Origin of the sequence: Georgenia thermotolerans, from assembly GCF_009193185.1 — a bacterium.
Classification (GTDB): domain Bacteria; phylum Actinomycetota; class Actinomycetes; order Actinomycetales; family Actinomycetaceae; genus Georgenia; species Georgenia thermotolerans.
The window spans coordinates 20,827-37,278 of record NZ_VUKF01000017.1; the positions used below are offsets into that span (position 1 = coordinate 20,827).

16 protein-coding genes are annotated in these 16,452 nt (G+C 70.9%); 13 read left to right on the top strand and 3 right to left on the bottom strand.

The window, feature by feature from the left end; all coding sequences use genetic code 11:
- Positions 1-253: 253 nt before the first annotated feature.
- The 13 genes from GD970_RS09680 to GD970_RS22205 all read left to right on the top strand — a co-directional run bounded on the left by GD970_RS09680 (position 254) and on the right by GD970_RS22205 (position 11,473).
- Positions 254-727 carry a hypothetical protein gene (locus GD970_RS09680; protein WP_152202686.1) on the top strand — a complete coding sequence of 158 codons (474 nt, stop codon included), beginning with the start codon at positions 254-256 and terminating at the stop codon, positions 725-727.
- Complete coding sequence (locus GD970_RS09685) at positions 724-1,668, top strand: hypothetical protein (RefSeq protein WP_211489702.1); 945 nt, start codon at positions 724-726, stop codon at positions 1,666-1,668. Before GD970_RS09680 ends, GD970_RS09685 begins: the two co-directional genes overlap by 4 nt.
- Positions 1,669-1,797: 129 nt before the next feature.
- Positions 1,798-2,358, top strand: a complete 561-nt coding sequence (locus GD970_RS09690; RefSeq protein WP_170297199.1) for an SAF domain-containing protein — start codon at positions 1,798-1,800, stop codon at positions 2,356-2,358.
- 6 nt (positions 2,359-2,364) lie between these two features.
- Positions 2,365-3,132, top strand: coding sequence for a P-loop NTPase family protein (locus GD970_RS09695; RefSeq protein ID WP_152202689.1), 768 nt, complete (start codon positions 2,365-2,367; stop codon positions 3,130-3,132).
- Positions 3,129-4,679 carry a CpaF family protein gene (locus tag GD970_RS09700; RefSeq protein WP_226925259.1) on the top strand — a complete coding sequence of 517 codons (1,551 nt, stop codon included), beginning with the start codon at positions 3,129-3,131 and terminating at the stop codon, positions 4,677-4,679. Before GD970_RS09695 ends, GD970_RS09700 begins: the two co-directional genes overlap by 4 nt.
- Position 4,680: 1 nt before the next feature.
- Positions 4,681-5,535, top strand: coding sequence for a type II secretion system F family protein (locus GD970_RS09705; protein WP_152202690.1), 855 nt, complete (start codon positions 4,681-4,683; stop codon positions 5,533-5,535).
- Positions 5,532-6,440 carry a type II secretion system F family protein gene (locus GD970_RS09710; RefSeq protein WP_152202691.1) on the top strand — a complete coding sequence of 303 codons (909 nt, stop codon included), beginning with the start codon at positions 5,532-5,534 and terminating at the stop codon, positions 6,438-6,440. Before GD970_RS09705 ends, GD970_RS09710 begins: the two co-directional genes overlap by 4 nt.
- A gap of 81 nt (positions 6,441-6,521) precedes the next feature.
- On the top strand, positions 6,522-6,728 hold the full coding sequence (locus GD970_RS09715) for a hypothetical protein (protein WP_152202692.1): 207 nt from the start codon (positions 6,522-6,524) through the stop codon (positions 6,726-6,728).
- A complete protein-coding gene (locus tag GD970_RS09720) occupies positions 6,697-7,128 on the top strand; it encodes a TadE/TadG family type IV pilus assembly protein (protein ID WP_152202693.1) in 432 nt (143 codons plus the stop codon). The genes GD970_RS09715 and GD970_RS09720 overlap by 32 nt, the downstream gene beginning before the upstream one ends.
- Positions 7,125-7,577, top strand: a complete 453-nt coding sequence (locus GD970_RS09725) for a TadE family protein (RefSeq protein WP_152202694.1) — start codon at positions 7,125-7,127, stop codon at positions 7,575-7,577. Before GD970_RS09720 ends, GD970_RS09725 begins: the two co-directional genes overlap by 4 nt.
- Positions 7,574-8,011, top strand: coding sequence for a pilus assembly protein TadG-related protein (locus GD970_RS09730; RefSeq protein ID WP_152202695.1), 438 nt, complete (start codon positions 7,574-7,576; stop codon positions 8,009-8,011). The genes GD970_RS09725 and GD970_RS09730 overlap by 4 nt, the downstream gene beginning before the upstream one ends.
- On the top strand, positions 8,008-11,178 hold the full coding sequence (locus GD970_RS09735; protein ID WP_152202696.1) for a LysM peptidoglycan-binding domain-containing protein: 3,171 nt from the start codon (positions 8,008-8,010) through the stop codon (positions 11,176-11,178). The genes GD970_RS09730 and GD970_RS09735 overlap by 4 nt, the downstream gene beginning before the upstream one ends.
- A 49-nt stretch (positions 11,179-11,227) precedes the next feature.
- Positions 11,228-11,473 carry a YibE/F family protein gene (locus GD970_RS22205; protein ID WP_319593459.1) on the top strand — a complete coding sequence of 82 codons (246 nt, stop codon included), beginning with the start codon at positions 11,228-11,230 and terminating at the stop codon, positions 11,471-11,473.
- A 31-nt stretch (positions 11,474-11,504) separates the two neighbouring features.
- Here the strand turns inward: GD970_RS22205 and pntB are convergent, their stop codons facing one another.
- The 3 genes from pntB to GD970_RS09755 form a co-directional block, all read right to left on the bottom strand.
- Positions 11,505-12,959 carry a Re/Si-specific NAD(P)(+) transhydrogenase subunit beta gene (gene pntB, locus GD970_RS09745; RefSeq protein ID WP_152202697.1) on the bottom strand — a complete coding sequence of 485 codons (1,455 nt, stop codon included), beginning with the start codon at positions 12,957-12,959 and terminating at the stop codon, positions 11,505-11,507.
- 3 nt (positions 12,960-12,962) lie between these two features.
- Positions 12,963-14,510, bottom strand: a complete 1,548-nt coding sequence (locus tag GD970_RS09750) for a Re/Si-specific NAD(P)(+) transhydrogenase subunit alpha (RefSeq protein WP_152202698.1) — start codon at positions 14,508-14,510, stop codon at positions 12,963-12,965.
- A gap of 503 nt (positions 14,511-15,013) precedes the next feature.
- Positions 15,014-16,390: an aldehyde dehydrogenase family protein gene (locus GD970_RS09755; RefSeq protein WP_152202699.1), complete on the bottom strand. Its 1,377-nt coding sequence runs from the start codon at positions 16,388-16,390 to the stop codon at positions 15,014-15,016.
- Positions 16,391-16,452 lie beyond the last annotated feature (62 nt).

Sequence of the window (16,452 nt, forward strand, 5' to 3'; positions counted from 1 at the left end):
GAGCGTTATGGGATACATGGGGCAGCACGACTCCACGCGGGCACCGCGGCGCGGAGTCGTTCGCGTCTCCGGGGGACTAACGGTGTTCCCTCTGGACGGCGGAGGGCGTATGCGGTTCCGAGAAAGACTTGGCGTCTCGGTGGCGGCGATGCTGGTCCTCGCCGCCGTACCGGCGTGCACGAGTGACCCCGGACCAGCACCGTCGAGGACCGCCAGCCCGTCACCGAGTGCCTCAAGAGCGACGTCACCAAGCGTGTCTCAATCCCCGAGCCCGACGAGCGGCTCGGAGGCCGCGGCCACGTCCGTCGAGCGGCTCGTCCGCGACTATTACGGCCTGCTTGACGAGCTCGGCCAGGACCCGCGCCAGCCACTGAGCCGGCTGGAGGAGTACGCGGAGGGCGTCGAGCTCAGCTCACAGCAGCGGTTGTACGAGACCGAACGGTCAGATGCCCTGCACCAAACGGGCGACACCCGGATCGCCGAGCTGGTCGTCCAGGGCGCGAACCTCAGCGCCGACCCGCCGACCGTCGAGGTTGACGTCTGCTTCGACGTCTCCGCCGTCGACATCGTTGACGCCAGCGGCGCCTCGACCGTGACTCCGGACCGGCCCGAGTTTGGCTGGATCCGCCACATCGTCGTCAATCGCGACGGGGACTCGAACCCCACGGGCGGCTGGCGGGTGTCCTCAAGCCAGGATCTCGAGCGACCGCCATGCGCCGCCGGTTGACGTGGGTCGCCACACTTCTGCTCGCCGCGGCGGGCCTGACCGTCGTGTCCCAGGGGACGGCTCAGGCGGAGCCGGTCTGCACCACGCACTCGCCTCGTAGCGGTGTGTGCCTCGTCTGGGTCGAGGCCCCGGCCCCGCCGGACGTCGCACCGGTCGACGGGCCCGAGGACACCGGCTCCGGCTCTGCCTGCTACTGGGACCCGAGGAAGCAGGGTGTCACCAGCCCACCGCCGGGCCCAGTGCCGTGCACGGATGACGCCGGCTACTGGAGCAACGCCCACAACTGCTACATCCGCGTGCTGGACCCGCAGCCGGCGCCGGGTGCCCCCATGTGGCAGGGCCACGACCCGTCCGAGGGTGGCCAGATCTACGAGTGCTGGCAGCCGTACACGGACTACTCCGTGCACCTGTGGCTGCTGACGCCGCCGGAGGCTTCGGGTTCGGGCCCGTCACCTCGAGCGGTCGCCGAGCTGGCGATAGACCAGATGGAGCTGCGGGCGATTGACATCGGCATCGCACCCGAGCCCGGAGCCGACTCGGTCGGGGTGGTGGGCATGCCGGTGTGGATGTGGGTTGCCGGGTCCGACGAGCACACGTTCGGCCCGGTGACGGCGTCGGCCTCGGCCGCCGGCATCACGGTGACGGCCACAGCCAGGGTGCACAAGATCGTGTGGGACATGGGGGACGGCAACCAGGTGGTGTGCACGACCAAGGGCACCCCCTACGCCCCGTCGCGCGGCGGCCAGGCATCGCCTGACTGTGGGCACGTCTATGACCAGACGAGCGCGGGCCAACCGAACCGGAAGTTCACGGTGACCGCGACGTCGGACTGGGTCATCACGTGGGAAGGGGCAGGCCAGGCCGGAACGATCCGCATGGACGGGCTGTCCCGTTCCACGCAGATCACGGTCGGCGAGGCGCAGGTGCTCGTGACGAGTTGACGGGCACTTCACCGAGGGGAGGGACGCGTGACCAGCACAACTTCTCGAAGCAGCACGACGGAGACGCCGCCGGCGGCGAGGCGAGCGCCGGTGCCTCCACGGGCCAGGCGCAGACCCTGGCAGACGGCAGTGTCCGTCGTCGCGGTGGCGGTCGGCGGAATCTTGGGTGCGGCGACGTGGTCGTCGATGTCGACGACGACATCGGTCCTGGTCGCCAAGGACAGCCTGCACCGTGGCGAGGAGCTCACGGCCGAGGACTTCATGCTCGTCAAGCTCAGCGTCGACCCCGCGCTCGACCCGGTCCCGGCCGATGACCTTGAGGCCCTGGCCGGGCAGCGGCTTTCGCTCGACGTCGCGAAGGGGGCAATCCTGACCCGCGAGGCGGCGGCCCCATTCTCGACCACCCGGGAAGCCATGACACTGGTCGGTGTTGAGCTGGCTGGCGGCAAGGCGCCGGGCACGCCGCTGCTGGTCGGCGATCGGGTCCGGGTCGTGGTCACCCCAGGGCCGTCCGGCAAGGTGGAAGGGGTCCCGGACACGACCTCGGCCGAGGTCGCGGGCGTCACCGCGGGCTCGCAGCCCGGGTCGGTCGTCGTCGACCTGCTTGTCCCGGCCGCCGACGCCGCCGTGCTGGCGGCGCAGGCGGCGACCGGGAACGTCGCCGTCGTGCTCGAGAACCGGGAACGGTGAGCGGCCATGGCGGTCATCACGCTGTGCTCGGCGTCCGGTTCTCCCGGAGTGACGACGACGGCGCTCGGCCTCGCCCTGCTATGGCCGCGCCCCGTCCTGCTCGTCGACGCTGACCCCACCGGCGGGTCCGGGGTACTGGCCGGTTTCTACCAGGGCATGCGTCAGTACGAGGCCGGCACGGTCGAGCTCGCCCGCTCCCCGCTGGACCTGGCGGACTCGCTGCGGGATGCGGTCCGCCCTATCGACGGCACCAACGTCTCCTTTCTCGCTGGGACGACCGCCCACCAGCAGGCCGCCGGCCTCGGTGACCTGTGGGGCCGGCTGTCGCCGGTGCTCGACGACCTGCAGTCCACCGGACAGGACGTCATCGTCGACGCCGGGCGGCTCGGCCTGCCCGGTTGGCCGCAGGCACTGGTGGTGCTGGCCGATCTGACGCTGCTCGTCGTGCGCTCGCACCTACCGTCGATGGCCGGCTCGCGCTCCTGGGCAGCGGCGCTGCGCAAGGAGGCAGCACCCTGGCGTGAACCAGGGCTCCTCGTCGTCGGGGCCGGTAACCCGTACTCGACCGCCGAGGTCTCCAAGGTCCTCGGGCTGCGTGTCGTAGCCAAGGTCGCCGACGACGCCGAGGCCGCAGCCGTCTACCACCGCGGCGAGCCCGCACCACGCCGATTCGAGAACGGCGGGTACGTGCGGTCCCTACGCGCCGCTGCCGAGGCCATCGGCGCCACCGTCTCGCGGCGGCGTGCCGCCCTGGCCGAGGAGGCCGCCCGGTGACCGACACCCGAGTCCCGACCACCGCGATCGGCGACGACGTCGAGCCGCGCCGCCGTCCCGGCGCCGGCGCGATCCCGTACCTGTCGGCGGCCCCGGACGTGTCCGCGGCATCGCTCCCGCCGCGCTTGACGCGGCAGACCTCGGCCGCATCGAACCGCTGGATGCCGGGAAGCGACCATCCGGCCGACGCGCCGGAGCTCCTCGACTGGACCGTCGTGGCCGGCCTGCGCTCGCGCGCCTCGGCTCAGCTGACCGCAGCGGTGTCGTCCGACCGCGGTGAGCTGTCGCGCGAGGAGCGCGAGGAGCTCGGCCGGGCGATCGTGCTCGACCTGATCGAACAGACGATGGCCGAAGACTCCACCGCGGGGCGCCCGGCATGGTCGTTCCCCCGGCAGCGGGCAACCGCGACGGCCGTGTTCGATGCGCTGTTCCGCCTGGGCCGGTTGCAGCCGCTGGTGGACGACGACCGGGTGGAGAACATCATGGTCACCGGCCACGACCAGGTGCGCCTGGAGCTGACCGACGGCACGAAGGTGCCGGGCCCACCGGTGGCAGGCAGCGACGAGGAGCTGATCGAGTTCCTCTCCTTCCTCGGCTCGCGCGCCCAGCACGGGGCCCGGGGCTTCTCCGAGGCGCAGCCCTCCCTGCACCTGCAGCTCGACGGCGGCGCACGCCTGGCCGCCACCGCCTGGGTCGTGCCACGTCCCTTCATCGTGATCCGCCGCCACAGGCTGCTGGACATCTCGCTCGACGATCTCGTGGTCAGCGGCACCCTGTCCCCCGTCGCGGCGTCGTTCCTGGCCGCTGCGGTCGCAGCCCGCAAGTCCATCGTGGTCTCCGGCGCCCAGGGCGCGGGCAAGACAACCCTGGTGCGGGCCTTGTGCGCGCAGATCCCCGCCAGCGAGGAGATCGGCACGTTCGAGACCGAGCGTGAGCTGCACCTGGACCAGCTGGCCGGTCGAGAGCAGAACGTGCATTCCTGGGAGGCCCGGCCGGGAGCCGGCGAACGCGCAGCCGACGGATCGCAGGCCGGAGAGTTCACGCTCGACGACGCCCTGCACGACTCCTTCCGGTTCAACCTCTCCCGCCAGATCGTCGGCGAGGTCCGGGGCAAGGAGATCTGGACGATGCTCAAGGCGATGGAGTCGGGCACCGGCTCTATCTCCACCACTCACGCCTCGGACGCCGTGGCAGCGATCCGCAAGCTCGTCACCTGCGCGATGGAGGCCGGCCGGCACGTCACCCACGACCTGGCCACCAGCAAGCTCGCCGCCGCCGTGGACGTCATCGTCCACCTGGACCTGGAGGACTACACCGACACCGACGGCACCCCGCGGCGGCGCCGGCGCGTGGCTGAGATCGTCGCCGTGACGCCCGGAGAGGTCGTGACGGGGTACGCCGCCACGCACGTGTTCGCCCCCGGCCCGGACGGGGCTGCGGTCCCGCACACGCTGCCGGACGAGTACCGAGCGCTGGCCAGGCACGGGTTCGACCTCGCCGGCTACCTCGCCCAGGCCGAGCAGATCGGTCGCCGGGGGGTGACCTGAGATGCGCCTTGTCGGTTTCGCGATCTCCGGAGCGCTGATCGCCTACGGCCTGGTCACGCTGGTCTTCTTCGCGCTCGAGCGATTCCGCCAGGACCGGGCGAAGCTGGCGTCCGGCCGGTTCGCGCGTCTTTCTCGAACCTCGCGCCGCACGCGGTTGCTGTTGCTCGCGGGCCTGGCCGGTGGGGTGGTGGTGTGGGCGCTCACCGGGTGGGTGCTTGCCCTGGTCGGTGTCCCGCTCGCTGTCGTCGGGCTGCCCACGCTGTTGTCGACGTCGGAAGCGAGATCGCAGATCATGCGGCTCGAGGCGATGGCGGAATGGACGCGTTCGCTGTCTGGGGTGCTGACCGTGGGGCTCGGGCTCGAGCACGCCTTGGCCGCCACCTTGCGTTCCGCGCCCGAAGCGATCGCGCCGGAGCTGAACCGGCTCGTGGCCCGCCTGCAGTCTCGTTGGCGCACCGAGGACGCCTTGCGTGCGTTCGCCGACGAGCTCGACGACGCCACCGGTGACCTGATCGCCGCGAACCTCATCCTCGGCGCCCGGCGCCGCGGAGCCGGCCTGGCCGCCGTGCTCACCTCCTTGGCGGAGTCAGTCGAGGCCGACGTGCGCGCCCGGCGCCAGGTCGAGGCCGACCGCGCCAAGCCGAGGGCGACGGCACGCTGGGTCACGATCATCTCCGTCGCGGTGCTCGGGGTGCTCACCTTCTCCGGCGACTACGTCACCCCGTACGCGACCCCACTCGGGCAGGTGATCCTCGCGGTCCTGCTCGCCGCTTACGTCGCCCTGCTGATCAGGCTGCGTGCGATGGCCACCGGCAAGCCACCACCGCGGTTCCTCGCGACGGGAGTCAGACCATGAGCGCCACGCTGCTCGGCGCGATCGTCGCCGGATCGTTGATCTCCCTCGGGCTTGCCCTCGCCGTCTTGCGGCTGCTGCCCCCGAGACCGGACCCGGTTGACGCCGTCGCCCGGCTGACGCCCAAGCCGTATGTCCCCACGCAGTGGGGCGCCCTCGAACCCGACCCGACCCGGACGGAGCGGCTCGGGCAGTGGGCCCTGCGGACCTTGCCTCCAGGCATGTGGGTCCGCACACCGCAGCGTGAGCTGAAGCTGCTGCAGATCCCGCTGGCGAAGTTCTACGGCGACAAGCTCACGTTCGCCGCCCTCGGCCTGGCCATCCCTGTCGTGCTGAACCTGGTGTTCACCGCCGCGGGCGCCCGGCTGCCGTTCCAGCTCGGATTCGTCGCCTCGCTCGGGCTGGCCGCACTCATGTTCTTCATCCCGAACTACAACGCCGTGGACGACGCCAGGAAGGCACGCTCCGAGTTTCGCCGGGCGCTCGGAGCGTACGTCGACCTGGTTGCGCTCGAACGGACCAGCGGCGCCGGCGTGCGCCAGTCCATGGAGCAGGCCGCCGCCGTCTCCCAGTCCTGGGTCTTCACCCGCATCAGCTCCGAGCTGATGCACTCGCGCTGGTCCGGAGTTCCGCCCTGGGACGCGCTGCGCGAGCTGGCCGACGAGCTCGCCCTGCCCGACCTGGCCGACCTCGCCGACATCATGCGCCTCTCCGGCGAGCAGGGCTCGGCCGCCTACGACTCCCTGCGCGCCCGCGCCACCGCGATCCGCACGGCGATGCTCGGCGAGGAGCTGGCCGAGGCCAACGCCACCGTCGAACGCATGTCGATCCCCGGCTCTCTGCTCGGCGTCGTCTTCATGGCCTTGCTCGTCGCGCCCGCACTGCTCCGCATCCTCACCGCCTCCTGACCGTCCCGACGAGGCCCCGCCCGCGGGCCCCGCCGAACACCCACCACCGAAGGAAACCACTGGAAGCAAAGGACACCGATCATGACCCGACTGTGGATCACCCTCGTCACACTGGCCCCTCTCGCCTACCGCCGGTTCACTGACCCACCCGTGCACGACCCGGAACGCGAGCGCGGCTCGGTCACCGTCGAGCACGTGCTGTGGGCGGTGGCCGTCATCGCCATCGTCGGCATCGTCGTCCTTGCTATCACGACCTATGTGCAGAACCAGGCCGCCAAGATTGGCTAAGGGGCTACGCCCTCATCCGCGGCGGTGGGCGGACGAGCGCGGCTCGGCCTCGGTCGAGATGGTCGTCGTGCTGCCCGCGCTGTTCGTGCTGATGTTCCTGGGTGTGCAGGCAGCGCTGTACTACCACGCACGCTCGGTCGCCATCGCCGCGGCCACCCAGGGCGCGACGGCGGCCGCCTTGGAGAACGGCACGCTCGCCGACGGCCTCGCCACGGCCGGCGGCTTCGTCGCCGACGCCGGCGGAGACGACGTGCTCACCAGCGTGACCGCGTGGGGTGACCGGTCGGCAACCACCGCGACCGTGTGGGTCGAGGGCAACGCCCTGTCCGTCCTGCCCGGCTGGGCACCCACCGTGCGCCAGTCCGCCTCGATCCCGGTCGAGAGGATCACCGCACCGTGAGACGGCTACGACGCTGGTACACCCGTGACGGGCCCGGCGAGCGCGGCTCCGCGTCCGTCGAGGCCTCCATCGGCGTGCCCGCCTTCATGCTGTTCATCGGGCTGATCATCTTCGCCGGGCGAGTGGCGGTCACTCACCAGACGGTGCAGACCGCAGCGGACGCCGCCGCTCGATCCGCGTCCCTCGCCCGCACCGCCGCCGAGGCCGGAGCCAGTGCACAACAGGCTGCGGAAGTCTCCCTGGCCAACCAGGCACTCAAGTGCGCGGCCGTCGACGTGTCCGTAGACACCTCGGCGTTCGCCACGGCCATCGGCACCGCGAGCGAGGTAGCCGTGACTGTCGTCTGCCACGTGGACCTGGCCGACGTGTCGGTTCCGGGCGTCCCGGGCAGCCATGCCGTCCGGGCCACTATGTCCAGCCCGCTGGACGTCTGGAGGACACGCCAATGACCCATCGGAGATCTAGATGGGCGGGCGACGGCGAGCGCGGCTCCATCAGCGCATGGCTCGCTCTCGGCTCGGTGGTGATGATCCTGTGCGCAGGGCTGGCCGTCGACTTGGGCGGGCGCGTCCATGCCCTGCAGCGCGCGCAGGACGTCGCGGCGCAGGCCGCTCGCGCGGGCGGGCAGCAGGTCGTCGCCTCGGCCGCGATCCAAGGTCGGGCGCTGACCGTCGACCCGGGTGCCGCCGTCGCCGGGGCCGAGGAGTACCTGGCCGCCAAGGACGCCACGGGGGCTGTGACTGCTACCGACACCACAGTGACCGTCTCCGTCACCGACACCTACCGCACCGTGTTTCTCGGGATCATCGGCATCGACGCCCTCGAGGTCACGAGCACGGCCAGCGCCCGCCTGGTCCGCACCCTGGGAGGCGACGAGAGATGACGATCCTGCGACGCCGCCTGATCGGACTGGCCGCCCTGCTCATCATCTGCGCCCTCATGGCCGGCGTGCCCGCTCTGCTCCTGCACGTCGGGGCGACGCCGTGGACCGCCGACTGGAGCTCGGTCCGGTTCCGCATACGGATGGCCGACGACGGCACCCTGCTCGTGCTGCTGCTGTCGATCGTCGCCTGGCTGGGATGGGCGTACCTCGCCTGGGGCCTCATCGCCGAAGCGATGGCCCGGGCGCGCGGGATTCGCGCCCCACAGGTTCGCGGGTTCGCGCTCTCCAATGGGGTCGCCGTCAAGCTGCTCGATGTTGCAGCACTTCTGTTCGCCACAGTTCCCACCCTCGCCCCGCTCACGGCGGCACCGGCCCACGCCACTGTCGTGGCCCAGGCGCCGCTCGCCCCGGCAGCCCGCGAGCAGCCGGCCATGCGCCCAGCTGCGGCCGTGCCCACCGCGGCCGCGGCGGAGCCGGCACCGCCGCTTGCAGAGCCCGCCACGGTGCCGTACACCGTCCGGCAGGGGGACAGCCTGTGGAAGATCGCCAAGAACCTCCTCGGCGACGGACGCCGTTACCACGAGCTGGTGGCGCTCAACACCGAGCTCCTCGAGCGCGACCCCGGCTTCATCCTGCCCGGCACGGTCCTCCAGGTCCCCGACACTCGCCCGATCCAGACGGCGCCCGACGGGGCGTACGTCGTCCAGCCCGGCGACACACTTTCCCAGATCGCGGCAGACCTCCTCAGCGACGCGGACCGGTGGCCCGAACTCCTCGAAGAGTCCAAGCACACCATTCAGCCCGACGGCGACCAGCTGTCGGACCCCGACCTCATCCGGCCGGGGTGGGTCATCACCTACCCAGCCGCCATGCCTACCACTCCCCCCGCCACTGAACAGGCTCCACCGGTGCAGGAGCCCACGGCCCCGAAAGCACCCGCTGACGCCGCCGAACGTGAGGCCGAGCCGGCGCCCGTCCCCGACGTGCAGCCCTCTGAGCCCGCACCGACCGCCGGGCCCCTCCGCCACGACGTCGCGGACGCCGAAGCCCCCGAGGAGGACCCGGATGTCGAAGAGGACGACCAGCGACCCGCCTGGCTGCTGCCCGGATTGACCGGAGCCGGGGCCATCCTTGCCGGCAGCCTTTACCTCACGGTGCGAGCGCGGCGCCGCACCCGACTCCGACTACGCAAACCCGGCTACGCCATCGCGCCGCTTCCGCCCGAGCTTGTCGACACCGACAAGTCCATCCACCTCGCCGGGGCCGACGCAGCCGGGCGGGTACAGCGCCTGCAGGCCATGCTCGGTGAGCTGTCCACGTCCTACCCCGGCCTGACGTCCTTCCCCCGCATCACTGCCGTCGAGCTCACCGACACCACGGCGACGCTGCGCCTCGCCGACGACGGCGACCTGCCCGGTCCGTGGGCCGGGACCGGACGCACGTGGACCGCTCCCCTGCACGCACAGCAACTCGACACCGAACACTGGCCGCCCGCACCGCTGCTGGTGACGGTCGGCGACGACGCCGACGGTCACGTGTGGCTGCTCAACCTCGAGCAGCTGCGGCGCATCACCCTCACCGGGCCCGCCGACCGGGTCGAGGCCTTCGCGCGCCACCTCGCCGCTGAGATCGCCCTCAGCCCCTGGGCCAAGATCTGCGACGTCGACGCCTACGGAGTCCTCGACCCCGGGCAGGCGATGCCGTCTGCCGATTACCTCCACCGCGTGGATGACGACACGACGTTTCTTACATGGGTTAACGATGAGGTCGATCCCGCGCGGGCCCCCGGCTTCGACCCCGACCGGTTCCACGTCCTGCTCACCGGCGCCGAGCACAGCGCGGACGAGGGCGTGCGCACCTTCGCCCAGCACCTCGCCCACCATCCCACCCGGCCAGCCGGCGTGCTGGTCGTCCTGGGCGGGCCGCCTCGCGACGGGTACGCGGAGATCGTGCTGACCGACCACGGCCGGCTCCGCGTTCCGTCGCTGGGGCTGGAAGTGCGGGCCACCGGCCTGTCCGCAGGCGAGGCCACCTCCATCGCCGCGGTCGTCGAGCTGGTCGACGACCTCGACGACCACACCGCCAACGTCCCGTATCCGGTGGATGAGAGCGCCGCCGAAGGGCCCGGCGCCCTCGTCGATGTCGGCGGGTCTCTGCGAGCGGAATTCGTCAGCCCGCGGCCGGATGACCCTGCGGAGCCGGCCGGGCCTGGCTCCCTGCTCGCTGCCGCCGCCACGGATTACGCGGAGGCCTCTCCCATCACCACCGACGACGTCGCCGCTCTCGCTCCCGTCGCCCCGCCAGAGACCACCGCCAAGGTCGAGGAGACCGACCCAGGACTCGACGACGACGTAGCCGACTGGTTCGACAAGACCATCCACAGGCCACGAGTGTGGTTGCTCGGGCCCGTCAAGGCCAGGACCAAAGAGGACCCGACCCCGATCGCGAAGCGGCCCGGCCTGTACACCGGAGCGCTGGCGTACCTCGCCCTGCGCGGTGAACGCGGCGCGACGACCGATCAGGTATCTAACGCCCTCGACATCAACCCTGACCGGGTACGCGGCCACATGTCCGTTCTCCGCAAGTGGCTCGGCACCAACATCCGTACGGGCGCCGCACACATGCCGCCGGCTGACAAGAGTGAGGCCGCAAGAGAACGAGGGGTGCCGGTGTACGTCGTCGAGGACGTCCTGGTCGACCTCGATCTGTTCCGGCGGCTGCGGGCCCGTGGCGAAGCACGAGGCGAAAGGGGGATCAATGACTTGCGCACCGCTCTGAAGCTCATTACCGGTCAGCCGTTCGAGCACGCCGACACCAAGGGATGGATGTGGGTCTTCGAGGGCAGCCGACTCGACCTCACCATCGCTGCAGCGGTCGTCGACGTCGCGTGCATCGTCGCGGCGGACGCCCTGCGCGGCGACGACCTGGTCACTGCCAGGTGGGCGGTCGAGGTCGCGCGCAAAGCGTCACCCCACGACGAGAACCCCGTCCTTCACCAGGTCGAGATACTCCTCCGCGAAGGCAACCAGGAGGCAGCCCAAGCGCTCTATCGCGACGCCATCACAAGGCGCAGCGACGACGACCGCCCCGGTCCCGCGACCTCCACACACACGCGTGACGCAAGCTCCCGGTGGGATTGGGCCGGCACACGGCGCCGCCCTAACTGACAGCGGGCTCCGCAGCGAATCGCCGCGACGCCGGCTGTTCTCCCGGGGCATGCGGGTGGGCCGCGACCACATCGCCTCCACCGGCTACACCGGCTACACCCTAGCCTTCGCCTACGTCGGCACCGCACTGCCGATGCTCATGCTCGCAGCGCTGACGGACGGCTCCAACCTGGAAACCTCATGTCCGGCGATGTCGCCGAGGAGGTCGTGCGCAGCCACCGGCCGGAAAGCCACCCAGCGGAGGGCGACGATCAGACTTCCGGGTTCCTGCCCAGGGCAGCCGCTGGGCAGATAACCGGCGAACGATCGGGTTGTCTGTACGTGAGCTAGACGGCTTTGACGATGTCCTCGACGCGTTCCTTTGCGTCGCCGAAGAGCATGCGGGTGTTGTCCTTGAAGAACAGGGGGTTCTGGACGCCGGCGTAGCCGGTGGCCATGGAGCGCTTGAAGACGATGACCTCTTTGGCGTTCCAAACCTCGAGGACCGGCATGCCGGCGATCGGGGAGCCGGGCTCCTCCAGGGCGGCGGGGTTGACGGTGTCGTTGGCGCCGATGACGAGCACGACGTCGGTGGCGCCGAAGTCGTCGTTGATCTCCTCCATCTCCAGGACGATGTCGTAGGGCACCTTGGCCTCGGCGAGCAGGACGTTCATGTGCCCGGGCAGGCGCCCGGCGACGGGGTGGATCCCGAAGCGGACGTCGACGCCCCTCTCGCGCAGCTTGCGGGTCATCTCGGCAACGGGGTACTGCGCCTGGGCCACCGCCATGCCGTAGCCCGGCGTGATCACGACCGACTTCGCGTTGGCGAGCAGCTGGGCGACCTCGTTGGCCTGGACCTCGCGGTGCTCGCCGTAGTCGCGGGCCTCCCCGGTGACGGCCCCGTCGGAGCCGAAGCCGCCGGCGATGACGCTCACGAAGGAGCGGTTCATCGCCTTGCACATGATGTAGCTGAGGATCGCACCGGAGGACCCGACCAGGGACCCGGTGATGATCAGCAGGTCGTTGCTCAGCATGAAGCCGGCCGCGGCCGCCGCCCAGCCGGAGTAGGAGTTGAGCATCGAGACGACCACCGGCATGTCGCCGCCGCCAATCGCGGCGACGAGGTGGAAGCCGAGCAGCAGCGCGAGCACCGTCATCACCGCAAGGGGGACGATCGCGGCGGCGGAGTCGTCGAGGACGAACCAGACCAGCAGGCCGGCGGAGACCAGCAGCACGGCCAGGTTGAGCCAGTGCCGTCCCGGCAGCACTAGCGGCGCGGAGTTCATCTTCGCGCTGAGCTTGAGGTAGGCCACGGCCGATCCGGTCAGCGTGACGGCGCCGATGAAGACGCCGAGGAACACCTCGACGGCGTGGATGCTCTCCATCCCGCTGGCCTCGGCGCCGGTGGCCTGCCCGGCCGCGAGGAAGGAGTTGTAGCCCACCAGCACCGCGGCCAGGCCCACGAAGCTGTGCAGCATCGCGATCAGCTCGGGCATGCCGGTCATCTCGACCGTGCGCGCCCGCCAGATGCCGATGACCGCACCGACCGCCATCGGCGCGGCGATCAGCAGCACCGTGAGCGGCACGGAGGAGGAGAAGCCCGGCAGGGAGGTCTGGCGCAGCGCGAGCACGACCGTCGCGGCCAGGGCGAGGGCCATGCCGCTCATGCCGAAGACGTTGCCGCGCTTGGCGGTCTCGTGCTTCGACAGGCCGGCCAGGGCCAGGATGAACAGGACCCCGGCGATGATGTAGGCCGCCTGGGCCAGGCCGGTCAGGCGCGCGGAGGCGAGGAGATCGGTCACGGGTCAGCCCTTCTGGAACATGTCGAGCATGCGCAGCGTCACGAAGAAGCCGCCGAAGATGTTGATCGAGGCCACCAGCACCGCGACGACCGCCAGCGCCGCGACGACCGGGTTGTCGCTGCCGACCTGCAAGATCCCGCCGACGACGATGATCCCGGAGATCGCGTTCGTCTCGCTCATCAGCGGGGTGTGCAGGGCGTGGTGGACCTTGGAGATCACGTAGTACCCCACAACCACCGCCAGGGCGAAGACCGTGAAGTGGCTCAGGAACGCCGGCGGGGCGGCCGTCGCCACGGCGGCGAAGGCCGCGGCGGCCAGCCCCGCGGCGTACAGCCGCCGCCGGGGGTCCGGCGGGGACTTGCGGGCGGCGGGCTCGATCTCGGTGGTCGGCGCGGTCTTGTCGGGCGGCGGCGCCGCGGGGGCGGCGGAGACCTGGACCGGCGGGGGCGGCCACAGCATCTCCCCGTCGCGGGTGACGGTGATGCCCCGCTGGACCACGTCGTCCAGGTCCAGGACGATCCGACCGTCCTTGCCCGGGGTGAGCAGCTTGAACAGGTTGACGACGTTGGTGCCGTAGAGCTGGCTGGTCTGGGCGGCGAGGCGGCCGGCGAGGTCGGTGTAGCCCAGGATCGTCACCTGGTTGTCGGTCACGACCTTCTCGTCGGCGACGGTTCCTTCGACGTTGCCGCCGGAGGCCGCGGCCATGTCCACGATCACCGACCCCGGGCGCATGCCGTCCACCGTCTCGGCCGTGATCAGTCGCGGCGCCGGGCGGCCCGGGATCAGCGCTGTGGTGATGACGATGTCGGCCGCCCGCGCCTCCTCGTCGTACATCACGGCGGTGGCCGCCGCCTGCGCGGCGGTCATCTCCTTCGCGTAGCCATCGGTGGAGACCTCCTGCTCCATCTCGACGGTCACGAACTGCGCGCCCATCGACTCCACCTGCTCGGCCACCTCCGGGCGCACATCGAAGGCCCGCACCACCGCCCCCAGCGCACCGGCCGCCCCGATCGCGGCCAGCCCCGCCACCCCCGCCCCGACCACGAATACCCGCGCCGGTGGGACCTTGCCCGCCGCGGTGACCTGGCCGGTGAACAGCCTGCCGAACTCGTGCGCGGCCTCGATTACCGCCCGATAGCCCGCGACGTTCGCCATGCTGGACAGGACGTCCATCGACTGGGCGCGCGAGATGCGCGGCACCGCGTCCATCGCCAGCGCGGTCACGCCGGCCGCCCGCAGCTGCTCGACCAGCTCGGGACTACGCGCCGGCGCCATCAGGCCGATCACCGTCGCACCGGACCGCAGACGGGCGATCTCCGCCTCGGTCGGGGCGTTGACCTTGACCACCACGTCGCTCGACCACACCTCGCCCGCGTCAACGACGGCGATCCCGGCGTCGCGGAACGCGCTGTCGGGCTGGTCCGCGGCCCGGCCGGCCCCGGCCTCGACCACCACGTCGTACCCGAGCTTCGCCAGCTGCCCTGCCGTCACCGCCGTCGCGGCCACCAGCGTCTCGCCGGGCCGCGACTCGCGGGGGATGCCGATGCGCATCAAACACTCTCCTCTTCTGCACTGAAACGGAGGCGACATCTCTGCCCGATGCCGCGGTTCACAACCCGGGCGCATCAAACAGCAAACCTCACCGTCAAAGGGGCAGACCGACCAACAGGTGAAACGCCAGACGACATGGGCCCCTCTCGGACGCGTTGCCTACGCCCCGACGAAGCGCAGCGACCCGGCACACGCCACGGCATGTCGCGGTACCCCCGGCCGCGCCGGCCGTTCCCAGTTCGACACGGCCCGCCCCGCGCTACAACAGACGAACCAAGACAAGACCGTCGTTAATCGAGCACTGGTGGCCGGGCTGCTGCGCAGGCCGCTTGGCCAGCGGGCATCCGTCGCAGTGCTCTCCCTCCGCGGGCCGCGCCCGCGGCGGCAGTTGGACCCAGCGCACTCTTGGCCGCTGGGTGCGGCGGCGCGCCATGCGGTGCCCTGGCAATCCGCTCAGCGCGGACCGCCAGGGCACAACTGCCGCGGCTGAAGCGCGGGAAGGCTCAGGCCTTCCAGACCGTCTTGAGGTTGCAGAACTCCCGGATTCCCACGGCAGCAAGCTCACGGCCGAAACCGGAGTCCTTGATGCCGCCGAACGGCAGCTCCTGGTAGGAAACGGTCATTCCGTTGATGAACACGGCGCCGGCGTCGAGGTTCGCGGTGAACCACGCCTCCTCGTCCGGGTCATTCGTCCACACCGAGCTCGACAAGCCGAACGTCGTCTGGTTGGCGATCCGCAGCGCGTCGGCGTTGTCCTTCGCACGGTAGACGGACGCAACCGGACCGAAGGCCTCCTCCAGGACGAGGCGGGCGTCGTCGGGGATGTTCTCGATGACCGTGGGCGCATAGAAGTAGCCGCTGTCCTCCGGGATGAAGCCGCCGGTGAGCACGTTGGCGCCCTTCGCTCGCGCGTCGTCGACAAGCTCGGCAAGCTCGTCCCGGCCCGCGCGGGTGGCAAGCGGCCCGACCTCGGTCTCGGGCAGGAGCGGGTTGCCGACGACGAGCCGGGACATGCGCTCGGTGAACTCAGCGACGAACGCGTCGTAGACGTCGGCGTGCACGATGAAGCGCTTGCCGGCGATGCACGACTGACCGTTGTTGCTGATACGTGCGCGCACCGCGGTCTCCAAGGCGGTCGTGAGGTCGGCGCTGGGCAGGACGATGAACGGGTCCGAGCCGCCGAGCTCGAGAACGGCCTTCTTGATGGACTTGCCGGCGGTCGCGGCAACCGAACGGCCGGCGGGCTCGGACCCGGTCAGCGTCACCGCCTTCACCCGCCGGTCCTCGATCACGGCGGCAACCTCGGCCGAGCCGATGAGGAGCGTGCGGAACGACCCCTTGGGGAAGCCGGCCCGCTCGAACAGCGAGTCGAGGAACATCGCCGCCTGTGGCACGTTCGAGGCGTGCTTGAGCAGACCCGTGTTGCCCGCCATGAGCGCCGGCGCGGCGAAGCGGATGACCTGCCACAGCGGGTAGTTCCACGGCATGACGGCGAGCACCGGACCGAGCGGCTCGTACCGCGTCCAGGCTCGCGAGGCACCCACCTTCGACGGGTCGTCGAGCGGCTGGTCCGCGAGGAACGTCTCGGCGTTCTCGGCGTAGAAGCGCATGGACCTCGCGCTCTTGCCGACCTCGGCGACGGACTGCGCGATGGGCTTGCCCATCTCCACGGTGATGAGCTCGCCGAGCCCCTCGGCCTGGTCGTCCAGGATGTCGGCCGCTGCGTTCATCCACGCCGCGCGCTGGGCGAACGTCGTCGTCCGGAGCGTGCGGGCTGCGGCCGCGGACTGGGCGATGCGTTGCTCAACCTCTTCGGGCGAGTGCGGTTCGATGATCGTCTCCGTCGCCCCGGTGGTCGGGTTCACGGTTGCCAGTGCCATGGGGTTTCTCCTCGTCGAGTGGGGGTTGCCGCGCCGATGCTATTCGAAACGTAGCGTTTTGC

What these genes read in the sequence shown, in the direction of transcription:
- GD970_RS09695 (WP_152202689.1), top strand. Translation starts at nt 2,365, where the DNA reads ATGGCGGTCATCACGCTGTGCTCGGCGTCCGGTTCTCCCGGAGTGACG.
- GD970_RS09705 (WP_152202690.1), top strand. Translation starts at nt 4,681, where the DNA reads ATGCGCCTTGTCGGTTTCGCGATCTCCGGAGCGCTGATCGCCTACGGC.
- GD970_RS09710 (WP_152202691.1), top strand. Translation starts at nt 5,532, where the DNA reads ATGAGCGCCACGCTGCTCGGCGCGATCGTCGCCGGATCGTTGATCTCC.
- GD970_RS09715 (WP_152202692.1), top strand. Translation starts at nt 6,522, where the DNA reads ATGACCCGACTGTGGATCACCCTCGTCACACTGGCCCCTCTCGCCTAC.
- GD970_RS09720 (WP_152202693.1), top strand. Translation starts at nt 6,697, where the DNA reads ATGTGCAGAACCAGGCCGCCAAGATTGGCTAAGGGGCTACGCCCTCAT.
- GD970_RS09730 (WP_152202695.1), top strand. Translation starts at nt 7,574, where the DNA reads ATGACCCATCGGAGATCTAGATGGGCGGGCGACGGCGAGCGCGGCTCC.
- GD970_RS09735 (WP_152202696.1), top strand. Translation starts at nt 8,008, where the DNA reads ATGACGATCCTGCGACGCCGCCTGATCGGACTGGCCGCCCTGCTCATC.
- GD970_RS22205 (WP_319593459.1), top strand. Translation starts at nt 11,228, where the DNA reads ATGCGGGTGGGCCGCGACCACATCGCCTCCACCGGCTACACCGGCTAC.
- GD970_RS09750 (WP_152202698.1), bottom strand. Translation starts at nt 14,510, where the DNA reads ATGCGCATCGGCATCCCCCGCGAGTCGCGGCCCGGCGAGACGCTGGTG.
- GD970_RS09755 (WP_152202699.1), bottom strand. Translation starts at nt 16,390, where the DNA reads ATGGCACTGGCAACCGTGAACCCGACCACCGGGGCGACGGAGACGATC.